The sequence below is a fragment of the Leucobacter sp. VD1 genome (assembly GCF_037150695.1).
Lineage (GTDB): Bacteria > Actinomycetota > Actinomycetes > Actinomycetales > Microbacteriaceae > Leucobacter.
Genome location: NZ_JBBCPO010000002.1, coordinates 616,004 through 633,115 on the forward strand (window position 1 = coordinate 616,004; position 17,112 = coordinate 633,115).

Annotated in this window: 15 protein-coding genes and 1 tRNA gene; 12 read left to right on the forward strand and 4 right to left on the reverse strand. The window is 65.6% G+C overall.

Going from position 1 to position 17,112, the window contains the following annotated elements; translation table 11 throughout:
- From WFL22_RS08225 to WFL22_RS08250, 6 genes are all read left to right on the forward strand, one after another.
- Nucleotides 1–963, forward strand: a complete 963-nt coding sequence (locus WFL22_RS08225) for an ABC transporter permease (RefSeq protein WP_336652381.1) — start codon at nucleotides 1–3, stop codon at nucleotides 961–963.
- A gap of 6 nt (nucleotides 964–969) precedes the next feature.
- Nucleotides 970–1,761 (forward strand): ABC transporter ATP-binding protein, encoded by a 792-nt coding sequence (locus WFL22_RS08230; protein WP_336652380.1) that lies wholly within the window; start codon nucleotides 970–972, stop codon nucleotides 1,759–1,761.
- Between the two features lie 238 nt (nucleotides 1,762–1,999).
- A complete protein-coding gene (locus WFL22_RS08235) occupies nucleotides 2,000–3,022 on the forward strand; it encodes an ABC transporter substrate-binding protein (protein WP_336992228.1) in 1,023 nt (340 codons plus the stop codon).
- A 110-nt stretch (nucleotides 3,023–3,132) separates the two neighbouring features.
- A complete protein-coding gene (locus WFL22_RS08240) occupies nucleotides 3,133–4,155 on the forward strand; it encodes an ABC transporter permease (RefSeq protein ID WP_336652378.1) in 1,023 nt (340 codons plus the stop codon).
- Between the two features lie 4 nt (nucleotides 4,156–4,159).
- Entirely contained in the window at nucleotides 4,160–4,951 is a 792-nt protein-coding gene (locus WFL22_RS08245) for an ABC transporter ATP-binding protein (protein WP_336652377.1), read from the forward strand.
- Between the two features lie 241 nt (nucleotides 4,952–5,192).
- On the forward strand, nucleotides 5,193–8,954 hold the full coding sequence (locus tag WFL22_RS08250) for a proline dehydrogenase family protein (protein ID WP_336652376.1): 3,762 nt from the start codon (nucleotides 5,193–5,195) through the stop codon (nucleotides 8,952–8,954).
- A gap of 106 nt (nucleotides 8,955–9,060) precedes the next feature.
- Here the strand turns inward: WFL22_RS08250 and WFL22_RS08255 are convergent, their stop codons facing one another.
- Nucleotides 9,061–9,525 carry a GNAT family N-acetyltransferase gene (locus WFL22_RS08255; RefSeq protein ID WP_336652375.1) on the reverse strand — a complete coding sequence of 155 codons (465 nt, stop codon included), beginning with the start codon at nucleotides 9,523–9,525 and terminating at the stop codon, nucleotides 9,061–9,063.
- A 95-nt stretch (nucleotides 9,526–9,620) separates the two neighbouring features.
- Between WFL22_RS08255 and WFL22_RS08260 the strand changes: the two genes are divergently transcribed.
- A tRNA-Tyr gene (locus WFL22_RS08260) sits at nucleotides 9,621–9,705 on the forward strand.
- Nucleotides 9,706–9,916: 211 nt separating this feature from the next.
- Here WFL22_RS08260 and WFL22_RS12435 read toward each other — a convergent pair.
- On the reverse strand, nucleotides 9,917–10,405 hold the full coding sequence (locus WFL22_RS12435) for a DUF3800 domain-containing protein (RefSeq protein WP_442918964.1): 489 nt from the start codon (nucleotides 10,403–10,405) through the stop codon (nucleotides 9,917–9,919).
- 30 nt (nucleotides 10,406–10,435) lie between these two features.
- Entirely contained in the window at nucleotides 10,436–10,630 is a 195-nt protein-coding gene (locus tag WFL22_RS12440; protein ID WP_442918965.1) for a hypothetical protein, read from the reverse strand.
- 230 nt (nucleotides 10,631–10,860) lie between these two features.
- Here WFL22_RS12440 and WFL22_RS08270 point away from each other — a divergent pair, with 230 nt between their 5' ends.
- Together WFL22_RS08270 and WFL22_RS08275 are read left to right on the forward strand one after the other, a co-directional pair.
- A complete protein-coding gene (locus tag WFL22_RS08270; protein WP_336992399.1) occupies nucleotides 10,861–11,958 on the forward strand; it encodes a type I restriction endonuclease in 1,098 nt (365 codons plus the stop codon).
- A 99-nt stretch (nucleotides 11,959–12,057) separates the two neighbouring features.
- Complete coding sequence (locus tag WFL22_RS08275; RefSeq protein WP_336652351.1) at nucleotides 12,058–13,023, forward strand: GGDEF domain-containing protein; 966 nt, start codon at nucleotides 12,058–12,060, stop codon at nucleotides 13,021–13,023.
- Nucleotides 13,024–13,154: 131 nt separating this feature from the next.
- Here the strand turns inward: WFL22_RS08275 and WFL22_RS08280 are convergent, their stop codons facing one another.
- The gene (locus WFL22_RS08280; RefSeq protein ID WP_336992233.1) at nucleotides 13,155–13,355 is read right to left on the reverse strand and encodes a hypothetical protein; all 201 of its coding nucleotides are present in this window, start codon (nucleotides 13,353–13,355) and stop codon (nucleotides 13,155–13,157) included.
- 98 nt (nucleotides 13,356–13,453) lie between these two features.
- Between WFL22_RS08280 and WFL22_RS08285 the strand changes: the two genes are divergently transcribed.
- The 3 genes from WFL22_RS08285 (at nucleotide 13,454) to WFL22_RS08295 (ending at nucleotide 16,997) form a co-directional block, all read left to right on the forward strand.
- On the forward strand, nucleotides 13,454–14,389 hold the full coding sequence (locus tag WFL22_RS08285) for a 2-hydroxyacid dehydrogenase (RefSeq protein ID WP_336992234.1): 936 nt from the start codon (nucleotides 13,454–13,456) through the stop codon (nucleotides 14,387–14,389).
- 225 nt (nucleotides 14,390–14,614) lie between these two features.
- Nucleotides 14,615–15,409 carry a polyphosphate polymerase domain-containing protein gene (locus WFL22_RS08290; RefSeq protein WP_336992236.1) on the forward strand — a complete coding sequence of 265 codons (795 nt, stop codon included), beginning with the start codon at nucleotides 14,615–14,617 and terminating at the stop codon, nucleotides 15,407–15,409.
- Nucleotides 15,410–15,611: 202 nt separating this feature from the next.
- Nucleotides 15,612–16,997 (forward strand): glycine--tRNA ligase, encoded by a 1,386-nt coding sequence (locus WFL22_RS08295; RefSeq protein WP_336652347.1) that lies wholly within the window; start codon nucleotides 15,612–15,614, stop codon nucleotides 16,995–16,997.
- The last annotated feature ends 115 nt before the right edge of the window (nucleotides 16,998–17,112 follow it).

Genomic DNA, 17,112 nt, shown 5'->3' on the forward strand with positions numbered 1-17,112 from the left:
ATGATCGGAGCAATCGAACTCGGGCTCCTCTACGGAGTCATGGCGCTCGGCGTCTACCTCACCTTCCGGGTGCTGAACTTCCCCGACCTGACCGTCGACGGGAGCTTCACCACCGGAGCTGCGGTTGCCGCTGCGCTCATCACCTCGGGCCAGAGCCCGGTCCTCGCCACCCTCGCGGGTGGCGCGGCCGGGCTCGTGGCCGGGGCCGTCACCGGTCTCCTCCACACGAAGGGCCGCATTGACGGACTCCTCGCCGGTATCCTCACGATGATCGCCCTCTGGTCGATCAACCTCCGCATCATGGGCAAAGCGAATGTGCCATTGCTGCGTGAAGACACCGTCATGACGCCGCTCCGCGACAGTGGCTGGATGGGCAAGACCTGGATCGCGGTACTCGTCTTCGCCGTGGCCCTGTTCCTCCTCAAGCTCATCGTCGACTGGTTCCTGTCGACCGACCTCGGGCTGTCGATCCAGGCCACCGGCAACAACGAGCAGATGATCCGCAGCTTCGGTGTGAGCACCGACGGCACCAAGATCCTCACCCTCTCCCTCTCGAACGGTCTCGTTGCCCTCGCAGGCGCACTCGTCGCGCAGTATCAGGGCTTCGCCGACATCAGCATGGGCGTCGGCCTCATCCTCGTCGGCCTCGCTTCGGTGATCCTCGGCCAGGCGGTGCTCGGGCAGCGCAACCTGTTCATGGCGAGCCTCGCGGTGCTCATCGGCTCAGTGCTCTACCGACTCATCGTGTTCTTCGCACTGTCGGTCGGCCTCAACCCGAATGACATGCGCGCGGTCACCGCAGTGCTCGTCATCCTCGCGCTCCTGCTCCCGCGCTGGGGCTTCCTCAAGAAGCTCCCATCGTTCAAGGATCGCGGCAACCGCAGACCGGGATCGAAGGATCCAGCGCCCGATCTCGTCGCCTCGGCGACCACCGGCGTCACCGTTCCCGGCGCAGAAAGGTAGGCGCACATGCTGAACATCGATCGCATCTCGAAGACCTTCTTCGCGGGCACCATCAACGAACGCAAGGCGCTTGTCGAACTTAGCCTGACGCTCGACGAGGGAGACTTCGTCACCGTCATCGGTTCGAACGGCGCCGGCAAGTCGACCCTCCTCAACGCAATCTCGGGTCGATACACCGTCGACACCGGAACCATCGAGATCGACGGCCGCCGGGTCAACAAGCTCAAGGAGTACCAGCGCGCACGCTACGTGGGCCGCGTGTTCCAGGATCCGATGGCGGGCACCGCGCCCGACCTCACGATCGAGCAGAACCTGTCGCTCGCGCTGCAGCGCGGAAAGACCCGTGGCCTCGGCCTTGGGATCACGAAGGCCAGGCGCGAGCAGTTCGTCGAGGAGCTGCGCTCGCTCGAACTCGGCCTCGAGAACAGGCTCACCGCGAAGGTCGGCCTGCTCTCGGGTGGTCAGCGGCAGGCGCTGTCCCTGCTCATGTCGGGCTTCACGAAGCCGCGGATCCTGCTGCTCGATGAGCACACCGCGGCGCTCGATCCGCAGCGGGCAGCGCTCGTCACCGACCTCACCGAGCGCATCGTCGCCGAGGGCGGTCTGACAACCCTCATGGTGACGCACAACATGGAGCAGGCGCTGAAGCTCGGCAACCGCCTCATCATGATGCATGAGGGGCGCATCGTCTTCCAGGCCTCGGCCGAGGAGAAGCAGCGCCTCACCGTGCCGCTGCTGCTCGCTGAGTTCGCGAAGATCAAGGGCGCAAGCTTCGACGACAGAGCACTGCTCGCCTGAACCGGGGCGGGCCCCATGCCCGCCCCTCCCGCGGGGAGTCGCGATACGCCGCCTCTGGCAGAACGAGGCGGCGTATCGCGTCACCCCAACACAACGTGTGGATCACGAAACCGCGGCCGGTTTGCGCGAATAAGGTCGCCGCAGTCTACGATGCTTGAATCGGCGTTTACTCGCGCCGATCTCTCAGTTCGCCGAGGCACTGGCCTCGGCGGGTAGACCTGCGAAGGATCGATAACACATGCGTCAGACCTCGTTCCGCCGTGCGCTCGCCGCAGTCAGCCTCACCGCTGCTGCCGCGCTCACGCTCAGCGCCTGCTCAGGCTCCTCAGAAGCAACCGACAGCGCCGATGCCTCCATCGAGAAGGTCTCGATCGGCATCAGCCAGCTCGTGCAGCACCCTGCACTCGACTCGGCCACCGAAGGCTTCAAGCAGGCCTTCATCGACGCCGGCTACGTCGAGGGTGAAACCGTCGAGTTCGATCTGCAGAACGCCAACGGCGAGCAGGCCACCGCTGTGTCGATCGCTCAGGGCTTCGCCTCCTCCGACACCGACCTCGTGCTCGCCGTCGCCACCCCGGCCGCGCAGGCAGCAGCGCAGGCCATCACCGACAAGCCCGTGCTCTTCACCGCTGTCACCGACGCGGTCTCCGCCGAGCTCGTCAACTCCAACGCGAAGCCGGGCGGCAACGTCACCGGCACCAGCGATGCCGTGCCCGAGGATGCCCTGCAGGCGCAGTTCGAGCTCATCAAGCAGCTCGTGCCCGACGCCACCACTGTGGGCATCGTCTACGCCTCGGGCGAGGTGAACTCCGAGGTGCAGGTCGCCGCAGCTGAGAAGGTTGCCGCCGGTCTCGACCTCGAGATCGTCACCAAGACGGTCACCACCGCCAACGACATCGCGCAGGCCACCGAGGCCCTCGGTGACGTCGACGCCATCTACGTGCCCACCGACAACCTTGTCGTGGGTGGCATCTCCTCGCTCGTGCAGGTCGCTGAAGAGAAGCAGATCCCCGTGATCGGCGCCGAGGCCGGCACCGTCGAGGGCGGCGCGATCGCCACGCTCGGCATCGACTACACCGAGCTCGGCCGTCAGACCGGTGAGATGGCGATCCGCATCCTGCAGAAGGGTGAGAAGCCTGCCACCATGCCCGTCGAGTTCGCCACCGAGCTCGCCTACGTCGTCAACCCGGGCGCTGCGAAGCGCATGGGCGTCGAGATCCCGCAGGACATCCTCGACCAGGCTGAGACCGTCGGCGAGTAGCCGAGACCCGCAGATTCGCCGCCGGCTGAGCTCGACGGGGCCGGGATCCTCTCTCGGATCCCGCCCCGACGGCTCGGCCGGCGGCTCTGTACGACAGTAAGGAACATCGCATGATCGGCGCGCTCGAACTCGGACTCATCTACGGAGTCATGGCGCTTGGTGTGTACCTCACCTTCCGGGTGCTGAACTTCCCCGACCTCACCGTCGACGGCAGCTTCACCACCGGCGCAGCCGTCGCGGCGGCGCTGATCACGCTCGGACAGAACCCCGTGCTCGCGACGGCGGCCGGCGCCGGTGCCGGAGTGATCGCGGGCATCGTGACAGGCCTGCTGCACACGAAGGGCCGCATCGATGGCCTGCTGGCGGGCATTCTCACCATGATCGCGCTGTGGTCGATCAATCTGCGCATCATGGGCACGGCGAAAGAGGGCGCGACAGGTGCCGCCAACCTGCCGATGCTGCGCGCCGAGACGCTGTTCACTCCGCTGCGCGAGGGCGATCTGCTCGGCAGCTGGGGCGGCGTCGCAATCATCGCGGCAGGTGTGCTGGTGCTCAAGCTCGTGGTCGACTGGTTCCTGTCGACCAACCTCGGCCTCGCGATCCAGGCGACCGGCGACAACGGCCAGATGATCCGCAGCTTCGGTGTGAACACCGATCGCACCACGATCCTCACCCTCGCGATTTCGAACGGTCTTGTCGCGCTCTGCGGTGCGCTCGTGGCGCAGTATCAGGGCTTCGCAGACATCAGTATGGGTGTCGGTCTCATCCTCGTGGGTCTCGCCTCCGTCATTATCGGCCAGGCGATTTTCGGACAACGCTTCATCTGGGTGGCAAGCCTCGCCGTAATCTTCGGTGCCGTGCTCTACCGCCTCATTATTTTCTTCGCACTGCGCGCCGGGCTCGACCCCAACGACATGAAGTTCATCACGGCCGCCCTGGTGGTGGTGGCGTTGCTGCTGCCGCGCTGGGGTTTCCTGCGCAAGCTACCGGCCCTGCGTCGCCGCGGGGCTTCGGTGGTGATCGAGACCGAAGCCGACAGGGCTGCGCAGGCTGCGGTGAGCGGGGCGGATCCCGCACCGGCGACCGCCGCGCCCGCCAACGGTGCATCCCCCTCAGAGACCAGCGGAAGGTAGTCGCATGCTCAAGATCGACACTATTGAGAAGACCTTCTTCGCGGGCACCGTCAATGAGCGGCGCGCGCTCGCCGGGCTCAGTCTGCACCTCGACGAGGGCGACTTCGTCACCGTGATCGGTTCGAACGGTGCCGGCAAATCGACGCTGCTCAACGCGATCTCCGGCCGCTACACCGTGGATAGTGGCAGCATCGAGATCGACGGTCGCCGCGTGAACAAGCTCAAGGAGCATCAGCGGGCCGCGTATGTGGGCCGCGTGTTCCAGGATCCGATGGCGGGCACCGCTCCTGATCTCACCATCGAGCAGAACCTCGCGCTCGCGGTGCGGCGCGGCAAACGGCGCGGCTTGGGTCTTGCGCTCACCCGCTCGCTGCGCGAACGTTTTCGCGAAGATCTGCGGTCGCTCGAACTCGGCCTTGAGAACCGGCTCACCGCGAAGGTCGGCCTGCTCTCGGGTGGTCAGCGGCAGGCGCTGTCACTGCTCATGGCCGGGTTCACACATCCGAGCATCCTGCTGCTCGACGAGCACACGGCCGCGCTCGATCCGCAGCGGGCCGCGCTCGTGACCGAACTCACCGGGCGCATCGTGTCGCAGGGTGGGTTGACTACTTTGATGGTGACGCACAACATGGAGCAGGCGCTGAATCTCGGCAATCGCCTCATCATGATGCACGAGGGGCGGATCGTGTTCTCGGCCTCTGCAGAAGAGAAGCGCACGCTCACGGTGCCGCGCCTGCTCGAGGAGTTCGGCAAGATCAAGGGCGCCCAGCTCGACGACCGCGCGCTGCTCTCGTAGGGGCTCTCGCCCTGCCTCCGTTCCTCGCTTCCTCCCTGCTGTCGGTGGCGACGAGGTAACGCGTGTGGTCGTTATCCGGCGCGATAACGACCACACGCGTTACCTCGATGCACGCGATTGGCGCGGATCGGGCGCGGAGGCGGGGACTGCTTGCGGGCATGGACGATACCCGTGTGCAGGGGCTTGAGCGGTGCCCGCGTGCGCTCCCGATTTTGTCGGAGGTGACCTCTACAGTGGGCACATGGCAGCAGAGATGTTCGGTCGCGACACGACGTGGGAGGCGATCGCCGATCAGGCTGAGGCTCGCGCCGCGGGGTGGCTCGCAGCGCTGAGTGCTCGCGACGGCGATGCGCAGCCGGGCTTCTTGCGGGCGATGCGACAAGACCCCGAGAGCTTCGAGTTCACTCGGCGCCTGCTCGAACTGCTGGCAAGCACCGAAGACGTGTTCGCGTCTGCTGCTGGGCTGCGAGAAGTCTCACAGGAGGTGCCCCCGTCGTTGCCGACACGCGACCGCCTGGCAGTGCGTGCCGGGGGTGCCACGTCGCTGGGCCTGCCCTGGGCCGTGCTGCCGATGGCGCGACGGCGCCTGCGCGACAGAGTTGCCGATCTGGTGCTCGCCGCGAAGTTGCCGAGCAGCGGCAGGCTCGCAGGCCCGGCGCGCATGAGTCGCCTTACCGAGGCGCTGCGGCGTGTGGCCGAAGCCGACATGGTGCCCGTGGTCGTGCCGCTCGGCGAGGCCGTGCACGGGCCTGCCGGTGCCGAGGCCGAGGTGGCCAGGCTAGTGGCGCTCTGCGCGCTGCCCGCAGTGGGGCACCTCGTGGTCGATCCCGCCCGCATCGCACCCGGCGGCAGTGACTGGTCTGCCGAAGACGACGTGCTGCGCGCGGTGCGCGCCTTGCGCCCGGTGCTCGACGCGGCCGCCGAGCACGGCACCACTGTGCACCTCGAACCCCGTAGCGTGCGCTGGGCGCGCCTGCTGCCCGAGATTGTGGTGCGCGCCCTCGCCGATGCAGCGCTCGACCGGGTGCGGCTGGGGGTGCGCATCATGGCCGAGCTGCCCGAAGCGCGTGAGCACTACGACCGCATCAGCCGCTGGGCGCAGCAGCGCGCGGCCGATGGCGGGGCAGCAGTTGAAGCCGTGATCGGGGTTTCCGGGGTGGCGAGCGCCGAGCGCATCGCCTCTATTGAGAGCGGGCTGCCGGTGCCCGTGCTCGAGGAGCGCGAGCAGGTCACAGCGCAGCTGTTGCGCCTGATCGAGTTGGCGCTGCACCCGGCTCGGGCCGCCGTGCTGCGCCCCATCATCGCCTCTGAAGACCTCTTCGTGCTGAGCGGCACCGTAGCCCTGGCCGAGCAGCTGGGTGCGCAGGAGTTGTTCTCCCTGCAGCTACGCAGCGGCATTGCCCCCGGTCTCGCGCAGGTGATCGCAGACGCGGCCCCCGAGGTGCGCGTCTCGCTGCCCGTCGTCGCGCCACGAGAGTTCTCGGGTGCTGTCGATCTGCTCGTGGGCTTCGCGGCCGAAGCGGCGGATCCCGAGTCGGTGATCGCCCGCTTCGACGCGCTGGTCGAGGCGGAGGGGGCTGAGGCGGAACAGGCGGCGTTCCGGGCGGCTGCCGCACTCGCCGCTGATCCGCCCCCCGCATCGCACCGCACCCAGCTGCGCGCCCGCGAATGGGATCCCAGCGAGCGCGACAGCGCCCTGTTCTACCGGGCACCCGACGAACCAGCGCGCTTCGACACCGGCGGCCTCACCGCCGCCGTGCTCGGCCTCACCCGAGGTTCAACGGGTGAAGTGCGTCTCGAACCGTTGGCCCCGCCGTGCCCGATCCCGGTGGTCTCGGAATCTGGCTTCGCGGGCGAACCAGCCACCGATGCAAGCCTCGCAGGCAACCGCGACTGGGTGCGAGCACTGCTCGCCCGCGCGGCTGACAGCGCGCAGCTTGAAAGTGCGCAGTCTGATGATGCCCTTGCCGACGCGCGCGGCACCGACCTCGCAGATGACACCACGGCCGATGCGCAGCCCGGGGCTGCGGACGCCCCCGCCACCCCCGCCACCCCCGATACCGCCGAGCAGCTGCTGCGCGCGGCACGTGATGCCGGCCAGCGGTGGAGCGGCCAAGCCCCGCGGGCGCGAGCGTCGCGGCTGCGGCGGGCCGCGCTTGCCGTGGTCGCCGCGCGCGACCGCCTGCTGCAGACGCTCGCCGCCGACACCGGGGCGCCCGCAGCAGAGCTCGACGCCGAAGTGGGCGACATCGTCGATGCCGCCCGCTACTGTGGTCAGCTCGCAGAAGGGTTGGCGGCGGTTCGCGGAGCCACATTCGTCTCGGAAGGCCTGGTGCTCGTCGTCGCCGACGCGACCACACCGCTCTCACAACAGGCAGAGTCGGTGCTCGCCGCGCTCGGCGCGGGCAACGGCGTGCTGTGGGCGGTGCCCGAGCGGTTCATGCGTTCAGCCGAGGCGCTGCGCGAAGAATGGGAGGTCGGCGGCATCACCCCTGGCGCAGTAGTGATCGAATCAGCGGGCGAGCCCCTGCAGCTCTTCGAGCGAATTTCCCACGCCGGCATCGACAGGGCGATTGTGCTCGGCGACCGCGCCACAGCGCGCGAGATCGCCCGCCGCAGACCCGATCTGCAGATCGAGGGCCGATTCCATGCGCGAGGCACTGTGCTCGTGGCGCCATCGGCCGAAATCGACCGAGCGATCGTTGACCTCGTTGCTTCGGCCTTCTCTGCGGCGGGAGCCCACCCGCGCACCGCCCAGGTGGCGATTCTGCTCGGCAGTGTGGGGCGCTCGCGTCGCTTCCGCGACGGCCTCGCCGACGCGGTGCGCGCCCTTCGGGTCGGCGACACCGCGAAGCCTGAGGAGGCGGATCCGCTCAGCTTCGACGTAGGGCCGCTCGCTACGGCCCCCGGTGAGGCGGCGCTCCGAGCCCTCACCGAACTCGGGCGTGGCGAATCATGGCTTGTCGAGCCGCGTAGGCTCGACGCCGAGGGGCGACTGTGGAGCCCCGGAGTGCGTCTCGGCGTTTCTGCGTCGTCATCGTTCTGGAACGACGCCCGCGGTGTGCCGGTGCTGGGCATCGCGCACGCCCACACCCTTGATGAGGCGCTGCGCCTGCAGAACGCGGCGGGCAGCGGCGTCGCGGCGGGCCTGCAATCGAACGACACAGATGAGATTCTCAACTGGCTCGCAGGGGTCGAGGCAGCATTCTTGGCGATCAACCGCCCCACCACGGCGGCGCGTATTGAACGGCACCCCGGCGGCGCCTGGAACGACGCAGCAATGGGCCTGCCCGCGCTCAGCGGCGGCCCCAACCGCCTGCTGCCGCTCGGTGCCTGGCAGCTGCGAGAGGGCACACGCAGCGAGACACTGCATCTGCGCGGGCTCGAACCCGAAGTGCGCCTGCTCATCGAGGCGGCGCAGACGGTGCTGCACTACGAGGAGTTCGATGAGGTGCGGCGAGCGGCGCTCGCCGACGCGCTCGCCTGGCGCACCTCCTTCGGGCTGAGACGCGACACCATCGGTCTGGGCGTCGAACGCAATGTGATCCGCTATCTGCCCGTCATCACACAGCTGCGACTCGCCGAGGGAGGCAGCATCGCATCGCTGGTGCGCGTGCTCGCGGCAGCCCTGCTCGTGCGCGCGCCAGTGTCGGTGTCGACCGGTGAGCTGCTGCCGACTGCGGTCACCGCGTTTCTCGAGCGGCAGGGCGTTGAAGTGTCGCTCGAACGCGACGATGACTGGGTCGAGCGCCTGGCGGTTTCCGGCCCCGTCAGCGCCGACGGTGTGGCGGCCGACAGGGTGAGGCTCATCGGCGGCGACGCGGTGCGCACCGCCGAGTGGCTGGGCGGGTTGGATCGCGTGGCGCTCTGGGCGCAGCCGGTCACCATGGCGGGCCCTGTCGAACTGCTCACGTTGCTGCGCGAGCAAGCGGTGTCGGCGCGAGCGAACCGGCACGGTCTGGCGACCGAGGTGCCCGGGCTCGACGAGCTCATCGAGGATTAACGCGGTGTGCTGAGCTGAGCTGAGTTGGGCCTCTGGCTTGCCGGAGGTTAGCCTCGCCTTGTCGCGGCCACGGTCTGGCGATGTGTGAAGGATCGTGGTGCGGGTATTAGCCCAGACGCATCGGGGTGTGGGGGATGCCGTCTTCGAGAAACTCATCGCCGCACGCGGTGAACCCGAAGCCGCTATACCAGCCGGCGAGATGAGATTGGGCGTGAATCAGGATCGGACGCCCCGCGCACCCCGCGATCGCGGCCCGCAGCAGCGCGGCGGCGACGCCTCGGCCGCGCCAGGCGGGGGCGGTGACGACGCGACCGATGCTCATGAGATTCGCCTCCTGCGCGCTCTCGTCGAGCACGCGCACCGTCGCGGCGATCTCACCGTCAGCGGTCTGCGCCCACAGCTGCTTCGCGCCCGCTTCGAGGTCGCGCCCGTCGAGGTCGAGGTAGACGCACTCCTGCTCCACCACGAAGACCTCCTGCCGAAGCTGGGCGATGCGGTAGAAGATGCGTGTGGGGATGTCGTCGACGCTGTCGGCGGTGACCAGGGTGAGTTCTTCAGGGAGAGTGGTCATGCTCCGATCCTGCCACGCCCTCACGGCACCCGCCGATTTCCGTTCGCGGGAGGGAGGCGCTAAAGTGGTCTCTTGGTCGTGCTTGCGCGGCCGACGGCGGATTACCCGAGCGGCCAAAGGGGGCTGACTGTAAATCAGCTGGCACTGCCTACGGGGGTTCGAATCCCTCATCCGCCACCAGCAAAAAGCCCGGTCAGAAGTGAATTCTGACCGGGCTTTTGTGTTGTCGGACGAGAAAGTGGATCGTCCATCAGGGGCTCAGCTGTTTTCTTCGAGAGCACAGACCTCGTGGTGGCTGGTCCTCCGTGATATGTTTATTTTGCAGGACGCGAAAGCCTCCCGCATCAGCCAACGCTCCGACTTCAGTCGGGGCGTTGTGTCTTTCTGGAGATTATCGGGGGCTCCAAACCCATTCATGGGCAGTGATGGAGCGAATGTTCTTGACGATCTTGGCCACGGCTTTCGAAGAACGCGGATCCTGCTCCGTGATTGTTCTGGCTCGGTTGATGAAGTAGGTGGCGACGTCTGCGGCCTGCAGCAGCCGGCTTTCGTGCGAAGGGCCGAAGTAGATGGTGTCGGCTATGCGGTGCAGCTGACGGGTGGTGTAACCGGGCACGCGTGCGATTTTGAAGTCCCGAAGGCTTCTCCGGGCGCTGTGCGCGGAGTGGTGCTCGTCGGCATGTGCGAGACCGATTGGGAGTGCGCTTCCCTCGTTGCCGAGGAAGGTGTCAGCTTGCTCGAGCACCTGGGCCAAGGCGAGGAGGTGCGGTGGATGAGGGTTCGCATACCTACGCTCCAAGCCCTCAATGTCGACTCCGCGGAAGATGAATCGAGCAGAGGAGCGCGCCAGAACCTTCGCTGCCAGGTCGCACGCTTTCACCCGCCATGCGATCGGTACTTGTTTCCATTCTTAGGTGCCTTGAAACATGTCGACTGCATGGAACTCGGTTCGTGGGTCAAAGCCCGCGACATTCGCCGCAATGAGGCCTGCAATCTCATTGAAGCCTCGCTCGATGTCTTGGATGGCGGGCGCGTCAGCGATCAACGCTCCGAAGAAGTAGAACTTGTTGCCGCGTCCGGATTCGTCCAGGTAGATCATGCGCACGTCGCCACCCTACAGGCGTCGGTATTGATCATGCCAAAAGCATGGATGGCACTAAAGATATTGACAGTTAAGAATGGCTGCTAGTGGTGATCGCAGCCCAATGCCTAAATTTAGGTAGAAGCACTTGTTACATAGTTCCTATTTTCTCGGTACTTATGAAAAACATTTGGTAAAGAATTTAAGAGATAAGATCGGGCAAAGACACTTCGACTACAGGAGCTTTAATGTCGGTGGATATCGCAGAACGGCTTTCCAGTCTCGCGACCAAGATTGCCCAGCAGCGATCTACGATTGAGACCGAGGAGGCTACGAAGAACGCTTTCGTCATGCCCTTTATCTCTCTCGTTCTGGGTTATGACGTCTTCAACCCGAATGAGGTCGTCCCGGAGTTCACTGCTGATGTGGGAACCAAGAAGGGCGAGAAGATCGACTACGCCATTGTCAAAGATGACGAAGTACAGATTCTCATCGAATGCAAGCACATTGGTGCCCCCTTGAATATCAAGCATGCTTCGCAGCTGTTCCGTTACTTTGCCGTTGCAAATGCGCGTATTGCGGTCCTTACGAATGGCGACGAGTATCAGTTTTTCACCGATCTGGACGCACCCAACAAGATGGACGAGAAGCCATTCCTTGTAGTGCAGCTCTCTGACCTTGACTCTGCGTTGGTGCCAGAGCTTCGTAAACTCACCAAAGACGCATTCGACCTTGACTCGATCATTAGCGCCGCAGAAGAACTGAAGTATGTCGGAGAACTCAAGCGGGTGCTCGCTGTACAGTTCACCTCTCCCGACACTGATTGGGTCAAGTTCCTGACTACGCGAGTGTATGAAGGCGCGTTTACGCAAAAGGTGCGTGAGCAGTTCTCTGGGTTGGTGGAGAAGGCCGGCAAGCAGTTCTTGAACGATCGTGTGAACGACCGTTTGAAGGCTGCGCTAGGGGGTCAAGCGGTTCTCCCTGACAGTACGTCTGTCTCCTCTGCCGAGGCTAGCGAGCACGTTGCTGAAGCGTCTCTTGAGAGCGCCGACAAGAACAAGGGTATTGAGACGACTCTGGAAGAGATAGAAGCATTCCAGATCGTGAGAGCCATCGCCTGCAGCGAAGTGCCTCCCGCTCGTATCTCCCAGAGAGACACGAAGACTTACTGCGGGGTGCTGCTTGACGATAACAATCGGCGGCCACTCGCAAGACTGTGGTTCAACGCTTCGCAGAAGTATCTCGGGTTGTTCGACGCGGATAAGAATGAGACCAGGCATCCGATCGAGTCTTTGGATGAGATCTATCGGTTCGCGGATCAGATCCGCAGCACTGTGCACTACTACGACTAAGTAGAGTCCTTCCTGCTCGCTGTTTGCGTCGCACGCAGAACACCAGCCTCGATCTTGCCCCGGATGCGCGGGCGCGGGGCGGTGGGCTACATTAGCGATATGCAATCACCCGGTGCGCGGGGCATGAGCGGTGCCCGATCATTCACTGAGTCTGCGGAGCGTGTTGTTGCCTACCTCAATGCGCACACGCCGCTCACCGATTGGTCGGTGTCGCGTGTTGCCGGGGGCGAGCAGATCCACTTGCATGTGCACCATGATCGTCTGCTCGAGGTGGGTGACCGGGTTGCGTGGACGGAGTCGTTCTGCAGTCGCATGTCGGCAGGCGCGAAGCATGTAGTGCGCAACTCTCGCAATGACCCCGACTACTCGGATCTGGCCGCCTCAGACACGGTCGGCGCCTATGCTGGCTACCCGATTGGGGATGACCGCGAGGGCATTTTCGGGGTGCTCTGCGGTGTGCGGCCCGCACCTCTCAGCGACGATGAGGGCGTTGATGAAAGCCTGGTGTTCCTGCTCAGCGAGCTGTTGACTTCGCAGCTCGCGCTCTCGCGTCGGGTTGACCGTGAGCGTAGGCGGCTCGAGTTCACTGAGACGCTCGCGCAGACCGACCCATTGACGGGTGTGTTGAACCGGCGTGGCTGGGAGCGGGTCGTTGCTGACGCGCAGGAGCGCCTGGATGCGTTCGGTGATCCTGTGGCTGTTGCGGTGATCGACCTTGACGGGTTGAAACGCATCAATGATGCGCATGGGCACGCTGCCGGGGATGCTCTGATTGTTCGGGCTGCGCAGGCGCTGGCGGGTGCGTGCGCTGCTGGCAGCCACGTTGCCCGTTGCGGTGGCGACGAGTTCATGGTGTTGGCGAACGGTGTCACCCAGGCGCAGTTCGAGGCGCGTTTGTCTGCGATCGTGGCTGCGCTCGCCGCCGCTGAGGTTGAGGCTTCGGTGGGACTTGCGGTGGCTGAGCCTGGCCGGGTGCCGATGGCTGACGCGATCGCCGCCGCCGATGCTCGCATGTATCAGCAGAAGCGGGTGCGAAAGGGAAGCGGGCTGCTCACGGCCGGCTGACGTTGTGTGCGATGGCGGATCGCGATCCGCCGTCACACTGCTCCCTTGGCGCGCAGACTGCCCGTGGCTCCGCTAAACCCGAGGCTCGTCCCCCGAGCAGTTCGGGCTAGTGGTTCTTGCGGGGGTGCGGCTCAGGCGGGGGCGAAGCGGTTGCGCAGTTCGGCGGCCCGGCGAATGTCGCCTTCGATGGCGGTCTGCTGCTCGGTGCCGAGCGATCCCGACTTCTTGGCCTCGTCGAGCTTTTCAAGCCCGGCCTGCACTTCGGCGTCCAAGCCGTCAACGACGAGCTTCTGAATGCTCTCGGGGAGCCGCTCAAAATACGAGGTGTCCATATCTATTACCGTACAGCCAAGTGCGGCGCAGCGCTGCAGCGAGCTTCGGAAAGCCGGGGGCTCCCGCGGCGGAACGCGTCGACACTACACTCGATCGTATGTCTGACCTCGTCGTCTCCCTGCCCGCTGAAGAGCCGCTGCGCGACGTTCTGGGCGAGTTGCCCGGGGTCGAGTTCGTGGAGTGGGATCTTGACACTCCGGCCCCGCGCTCGTTCTTCGACATTGTGGTGCCGCCGTATTGGGGTGGTGCGCGGCGCCTGTCTGCGCTCGCGGGGGTTGAGGTGCGGCTGGTGCAGTGGCAGTCGATCGGGTTCAACGGCGTGGCGAAGCATCTGCCCAGTGGGCTGCCGTTTGCGAACGCGACGACAGTGCATGAGGCTTCCACCGCGGAGTTGGCTTTGGCGCTCACTCTTGCTGCGCAGCGGGGTCTTCCCGATTTCGTGCGCGCGGGCGATGCGGGGCGGTGGGAGTTGCGGAGCTTCCCGAGTCTCGCGGATCGCCGGGTGCTGCTGGTGGGGTACGGGGGTGTGGCGCAGGCTGTTGAAGCGCGACTCACGGGCTTCGAGGTGCGCCTTGAGCGGCTTGCGCGTTCGGCTCGCGAGCAGCGCAATCTTGCCGGTGACGCCGTTGCGGTGCATGGCTTCTCGGAGTTGCATGAGCGTCTTGCGGAGGCCGAGATCGTCATTCTCGCGGTTCCCCTCACCGAGGAGACGCGGGGGCTCATCGACGCAGCTGCGCTCGCTGCGATGCCCGACGGCGCGCTGCTCGTGAACGTGGCCCGCGGCCCTGTCGTTGACACAGATGCGCTCGTCGCCGAGCTGCGATCGGGGCGTCTGCGCGCGGCGCTCGACGTCACCGATCCTGAGCCGCTGCCTGAGGGGCATCCACTGTGGGAGTGTCCGAATACGCTCATCACTCCCCATGTCGGTGGTGATTCGAGTGCGATGATGCCGCGGATGGCGGCGCTGCTGAAACGTCAGATTGCGCGGTTGCGGGCGGGGGAGTCGCCGGAGAACCTCATCGATCTCAGCTGATTGCGGGGGTGAGTGGATCGCGGTACGTCGCGCGCTCGCCTCCTTGGCGCATTCTGATTGTTTATTCAGCAATCGCATAGCATTCGCATCACTCGATTCGTTGGAATGGGATCAGGTCGGCATATGCCCCATGGCCGACTCCGTTCGACGATTGGAGTTCGGTATGCCCGGTCTCAGCCTCACCCTCATTGCTGGTGTGGTGCCGGTCGCGCGGAGGGCCGCGCGATGACCGCCATTGAGCGCTCCATCGAGCGCTTTACCGGGGTGACGCTTGGTGAACTCGCTGCCGCTGTTGACGGGTCGACGCGGGTCGACCGCAAGTACCTGTTGCCGATGGCCGATGCGGTGGAGGTGATCCGCCGCCTTGATGCGAGGACGCGGGCACTCGACTTGGATGGTGTGCGCGGCTCGGAGTACGCCTCGGTCTATTTCGACACTCCTGATCGGCTGAGCTATCGCTTGGCAGCGCAGTCTCGCCGACGCGGTTTCAGGTTGCGCACGCGCGTGTATGCGGGTACGCGCACCGCGTTCTTGGAGATGCGGGCGTGCGGCGGGGGAGGCGCGGCGGTGAAAGATCGCATTCCATATGCCGCGCACCATTTGGGTCGCTTGACCGATGAGGGGCGCGCCTATGCTGCGGAGTCGTTGGCGGGCATGGGGTTTGATCCGGATCTCGAAGCGCTGTTGCGCCCGGCGATGACCACCCGTTACCGGCGCGCCACGCTGCTGCTCGCCGATGGCAGCCGCGCCACGCTTGACAGCGGTCTGGCCTGGATCGACGCTGACGGGCGGTGTCTGTCGTTGCCTGGCCAGGTGGTGATCGAGTCGAAGTCGGTGGCGGGGGCGACCCCGCTTGACAGGGAGCTGTGGCGGGCGGGCCACCGCCCGCAGCGCTTCTGCAAGTTCGGCACGGGAACCGCTGCGCTGCATCCTGAGCTGCCGGGGCAGCGGTGGGAGGGTCTGCTGCGGGGGCCGTTTGCGGCGGCATCGCAGACCGATCCGCGCGTGTTGCGGGGGTGAATGCGGTGCGGGCCGTGCTTGCCGCGCATATCGAGCACAGGCGGTAGTGGCCGGGTGCTCGCTGCGCGCGCGATCCGCCATGTTTGACAGGGCTTGTTGACGGGGCCGAGGCGCACCCGAGGGCGTAGGATGGTCTGATGCGCCGAGCCCTGAGCTCGTCGTTGCCCAAGATCCCCGCTTGCCCCTTGGAGTGAAAGAGAACATGGCTGAACAGTCCCGCCTCGATAAGGTCATCGCCCTCGCCCGCCACCGCGGCTTCGTGTTCCAAGCGGGTGAGATTTACGGCGGTTCGCGTTCGGCCTGGGATTACGGCCCCCTCGGCACCGCGCTGAAGGAGAACATCAAGCGCCAGTGGTGGAAGACCATGGTGCAGAAGCGCGACGACGTGGTCGGCATCGACTCCAGCGTGATCTTGCCGAAGCAGGTGTGGGAGGCCTCGGGTCACGTTGAGGTGTTCAGCGACCCGCTGGTGGAGTGCCTGAGCTGCCACAAGCGTCAGCGCGAAGATCACCTCATTGAGGCGTTTGAGGAGAAGAAGGGCCGCGCCCCCGAGGGTGGGCTCGCCGAGATCGTCTGCACCAACTGCGGCACCCGTGGCCAGTGGACCGAGCCGCGCGCGTTCTCGGGCCTGCTCAAGACCTTCCTCGGTCCTGTCGACGACGAGTCGGGTCTGCACTACCTGCGCCCCGAGACCGCTCAGGGCATCTTCGTGAACTTCGCGAACGTGCTGCAGGCGGCGCGTATGAAGCCTCCGTTCGGCATCGGCCAGATCGGTAAGAGCTTCCGCAACGAGATCACCCCCGGCAACTTCATCTTCCGCACCCGTGAGTTCGAGCAGATGGAGATGGAGTTCTTCGTCGAGCCCGGCACTGACGAGCAGTGGCAGGAATACTGGATGAACGAGCGCATGAGCTGGTACACCGACCTCGGCATCGACCCCGAGAACCTGCGCTTTTACGAGCACCCGAAGGAGAAGCTGTCGCACTACTCGAAGCGCACGGCCGACATCGAGTATCGCTTCGGCTTCCAGGGCAGCGAGTGGGGCGAGCTGGAGGGCATCGCGAACCGCACCGATTTCGACCTGTCGACGCACTCGAAGCACTCCGGCAAAGATCTCAACTTCTTCGACCAGACCAAGAACGAGCGCTACACGCCGTATGTGATCGAGCCTGCGGCCGGCCTGACGCGCTCGCTGATGGCGTTCCTCGTCGATGCGTACCGCGAGGAGGAAGTGCCGAACGCGAAGGGCGGCACTGACACGCGCACCCTGCTGGCGCTCGATCCGCGTCTTGCGCCGGTGAAGGTGGCTGTGCTGCCGCTGAGCCGCAACGAGAAGCTGTCGCCGCTGGCGCGCGAGCTCGCGCAGGATTTGCGCGACGACTGGAACGTCGACTTCGACGATTCGGGCGCGATCGGCCGCCGCTACCGTCGTCAAGACGAGATCGGCACTCCGTTCTGCGTGACCGTCGACTTCGATTCGCTTGACGACAACGCTGTGACGGTGCGCGAGCGCGACACGATGCAGCAGGAGCGCGTGCCGCTGGCTGAACTGCACGGATACCTCGCTGCGCGACTTCGCGGCGCATAGGCGGATCATCTCCGCCGCGTAGCGCGGTGGGGGAGTGCGCTGCTTGCGTGTGTGGGGGCGGATCGCTGTTCCCCTGAGAATGTCAGAGGTATGGGGCAGGATTCTGTAGCGACAG

What these genes read in the sequence shown, in the direction of transcription:
- WFL22_RS08225 (WP_336652381.1), top strand. Translation starts at nt 1, where the DNA reads ATGATCGGAGCAATCGAACTCGGGCTCCTCTACGGAGTCATGGCGCTC.
- WFL22_RS08230 (WP_336652380.1), top strand. Translation starts at nt 970, where the DNA reads ATGCTGAACATCGATCGCATCTCGAAGACCTTCTTCGCGGGCACCATC.
- WFL22_RS08235 (WP_336992228.1), top strand. Translation starts at nt 2,000, where the DNA reads ATGCGTCAGACCTCGTTCCGCCGTGCGCTCGCCGCAGTCAGCCTCACC.
- WFL22_RS08240 (WP_336652378.1), top strand. Translation starts at nt 3,133, where the DNA reads ATGATCGGCGCGCTCGAACTCGGACTCATCTACGGAGTCATGGCGCTT.
- WFL22_RS08245 (WP_336652377.1), top strand. Translation starts at nt 4,160, where the DNA reads ATGCTCAAGATCGACACTATTGAGAAGACCTTCTTCGCGGGCACCGTC.
- WFL22_RS08250 (WP_336652376.1), top strand. Translation starts at nt 5,193, where the DNA reads ATGGCAGCAGAGATGTTCGGTCGCGACACGACGTGGGAGGCGATCGCC.
- WFL22_RS08255 (WP_336652375.1), bottom strand. Translation starts at nt 9,525, where the DNA reads ATGACCACTCTCCCTGAAGAACTCACCCTGGTCACCGCCGACAGCGTC.
- WFL22_RS08275 (WP_336652351.1), top strand. Translation starts at nt 12,058, where the DNA reads ATGCAATCACCCGGTGCGCGGGGCATGAGCGGTGCCCGATCATTCACT.
- WFL22_RS08280 (WP_336992233.1), bottom strand. Translation starts at nt 13,355, where the DNA reads ATGGACACCTCGTATTTTGAGCGGCTCCCCGAGAGCATTCAGAAGCTC.
- WFL22_RS08285 (WP_336992234.1), top strand. Translation starts at nt 13,454, where the DNA reads ATGTCTGACCTCGTCGTCTCCCTGCCCGCTGAAGAGCCGCTGCGCGAC.
- WFL22_RS08290 (WP_336992236.1), top strand. Translation starts at nt 14,615, where the DNA reads ATGACCGCCATTGAGCGCTCCATCGAGCGCTTTACCGGGGTGACGCTT.
- WFL22_RS08295 (WP_336652347.1), top strand. Translation starts at nt 15,612, where the DNA reads ATGGCTGAACAGTCCCGCCTCGATAAGGTCATCGCCCTCGCCCGCCAC.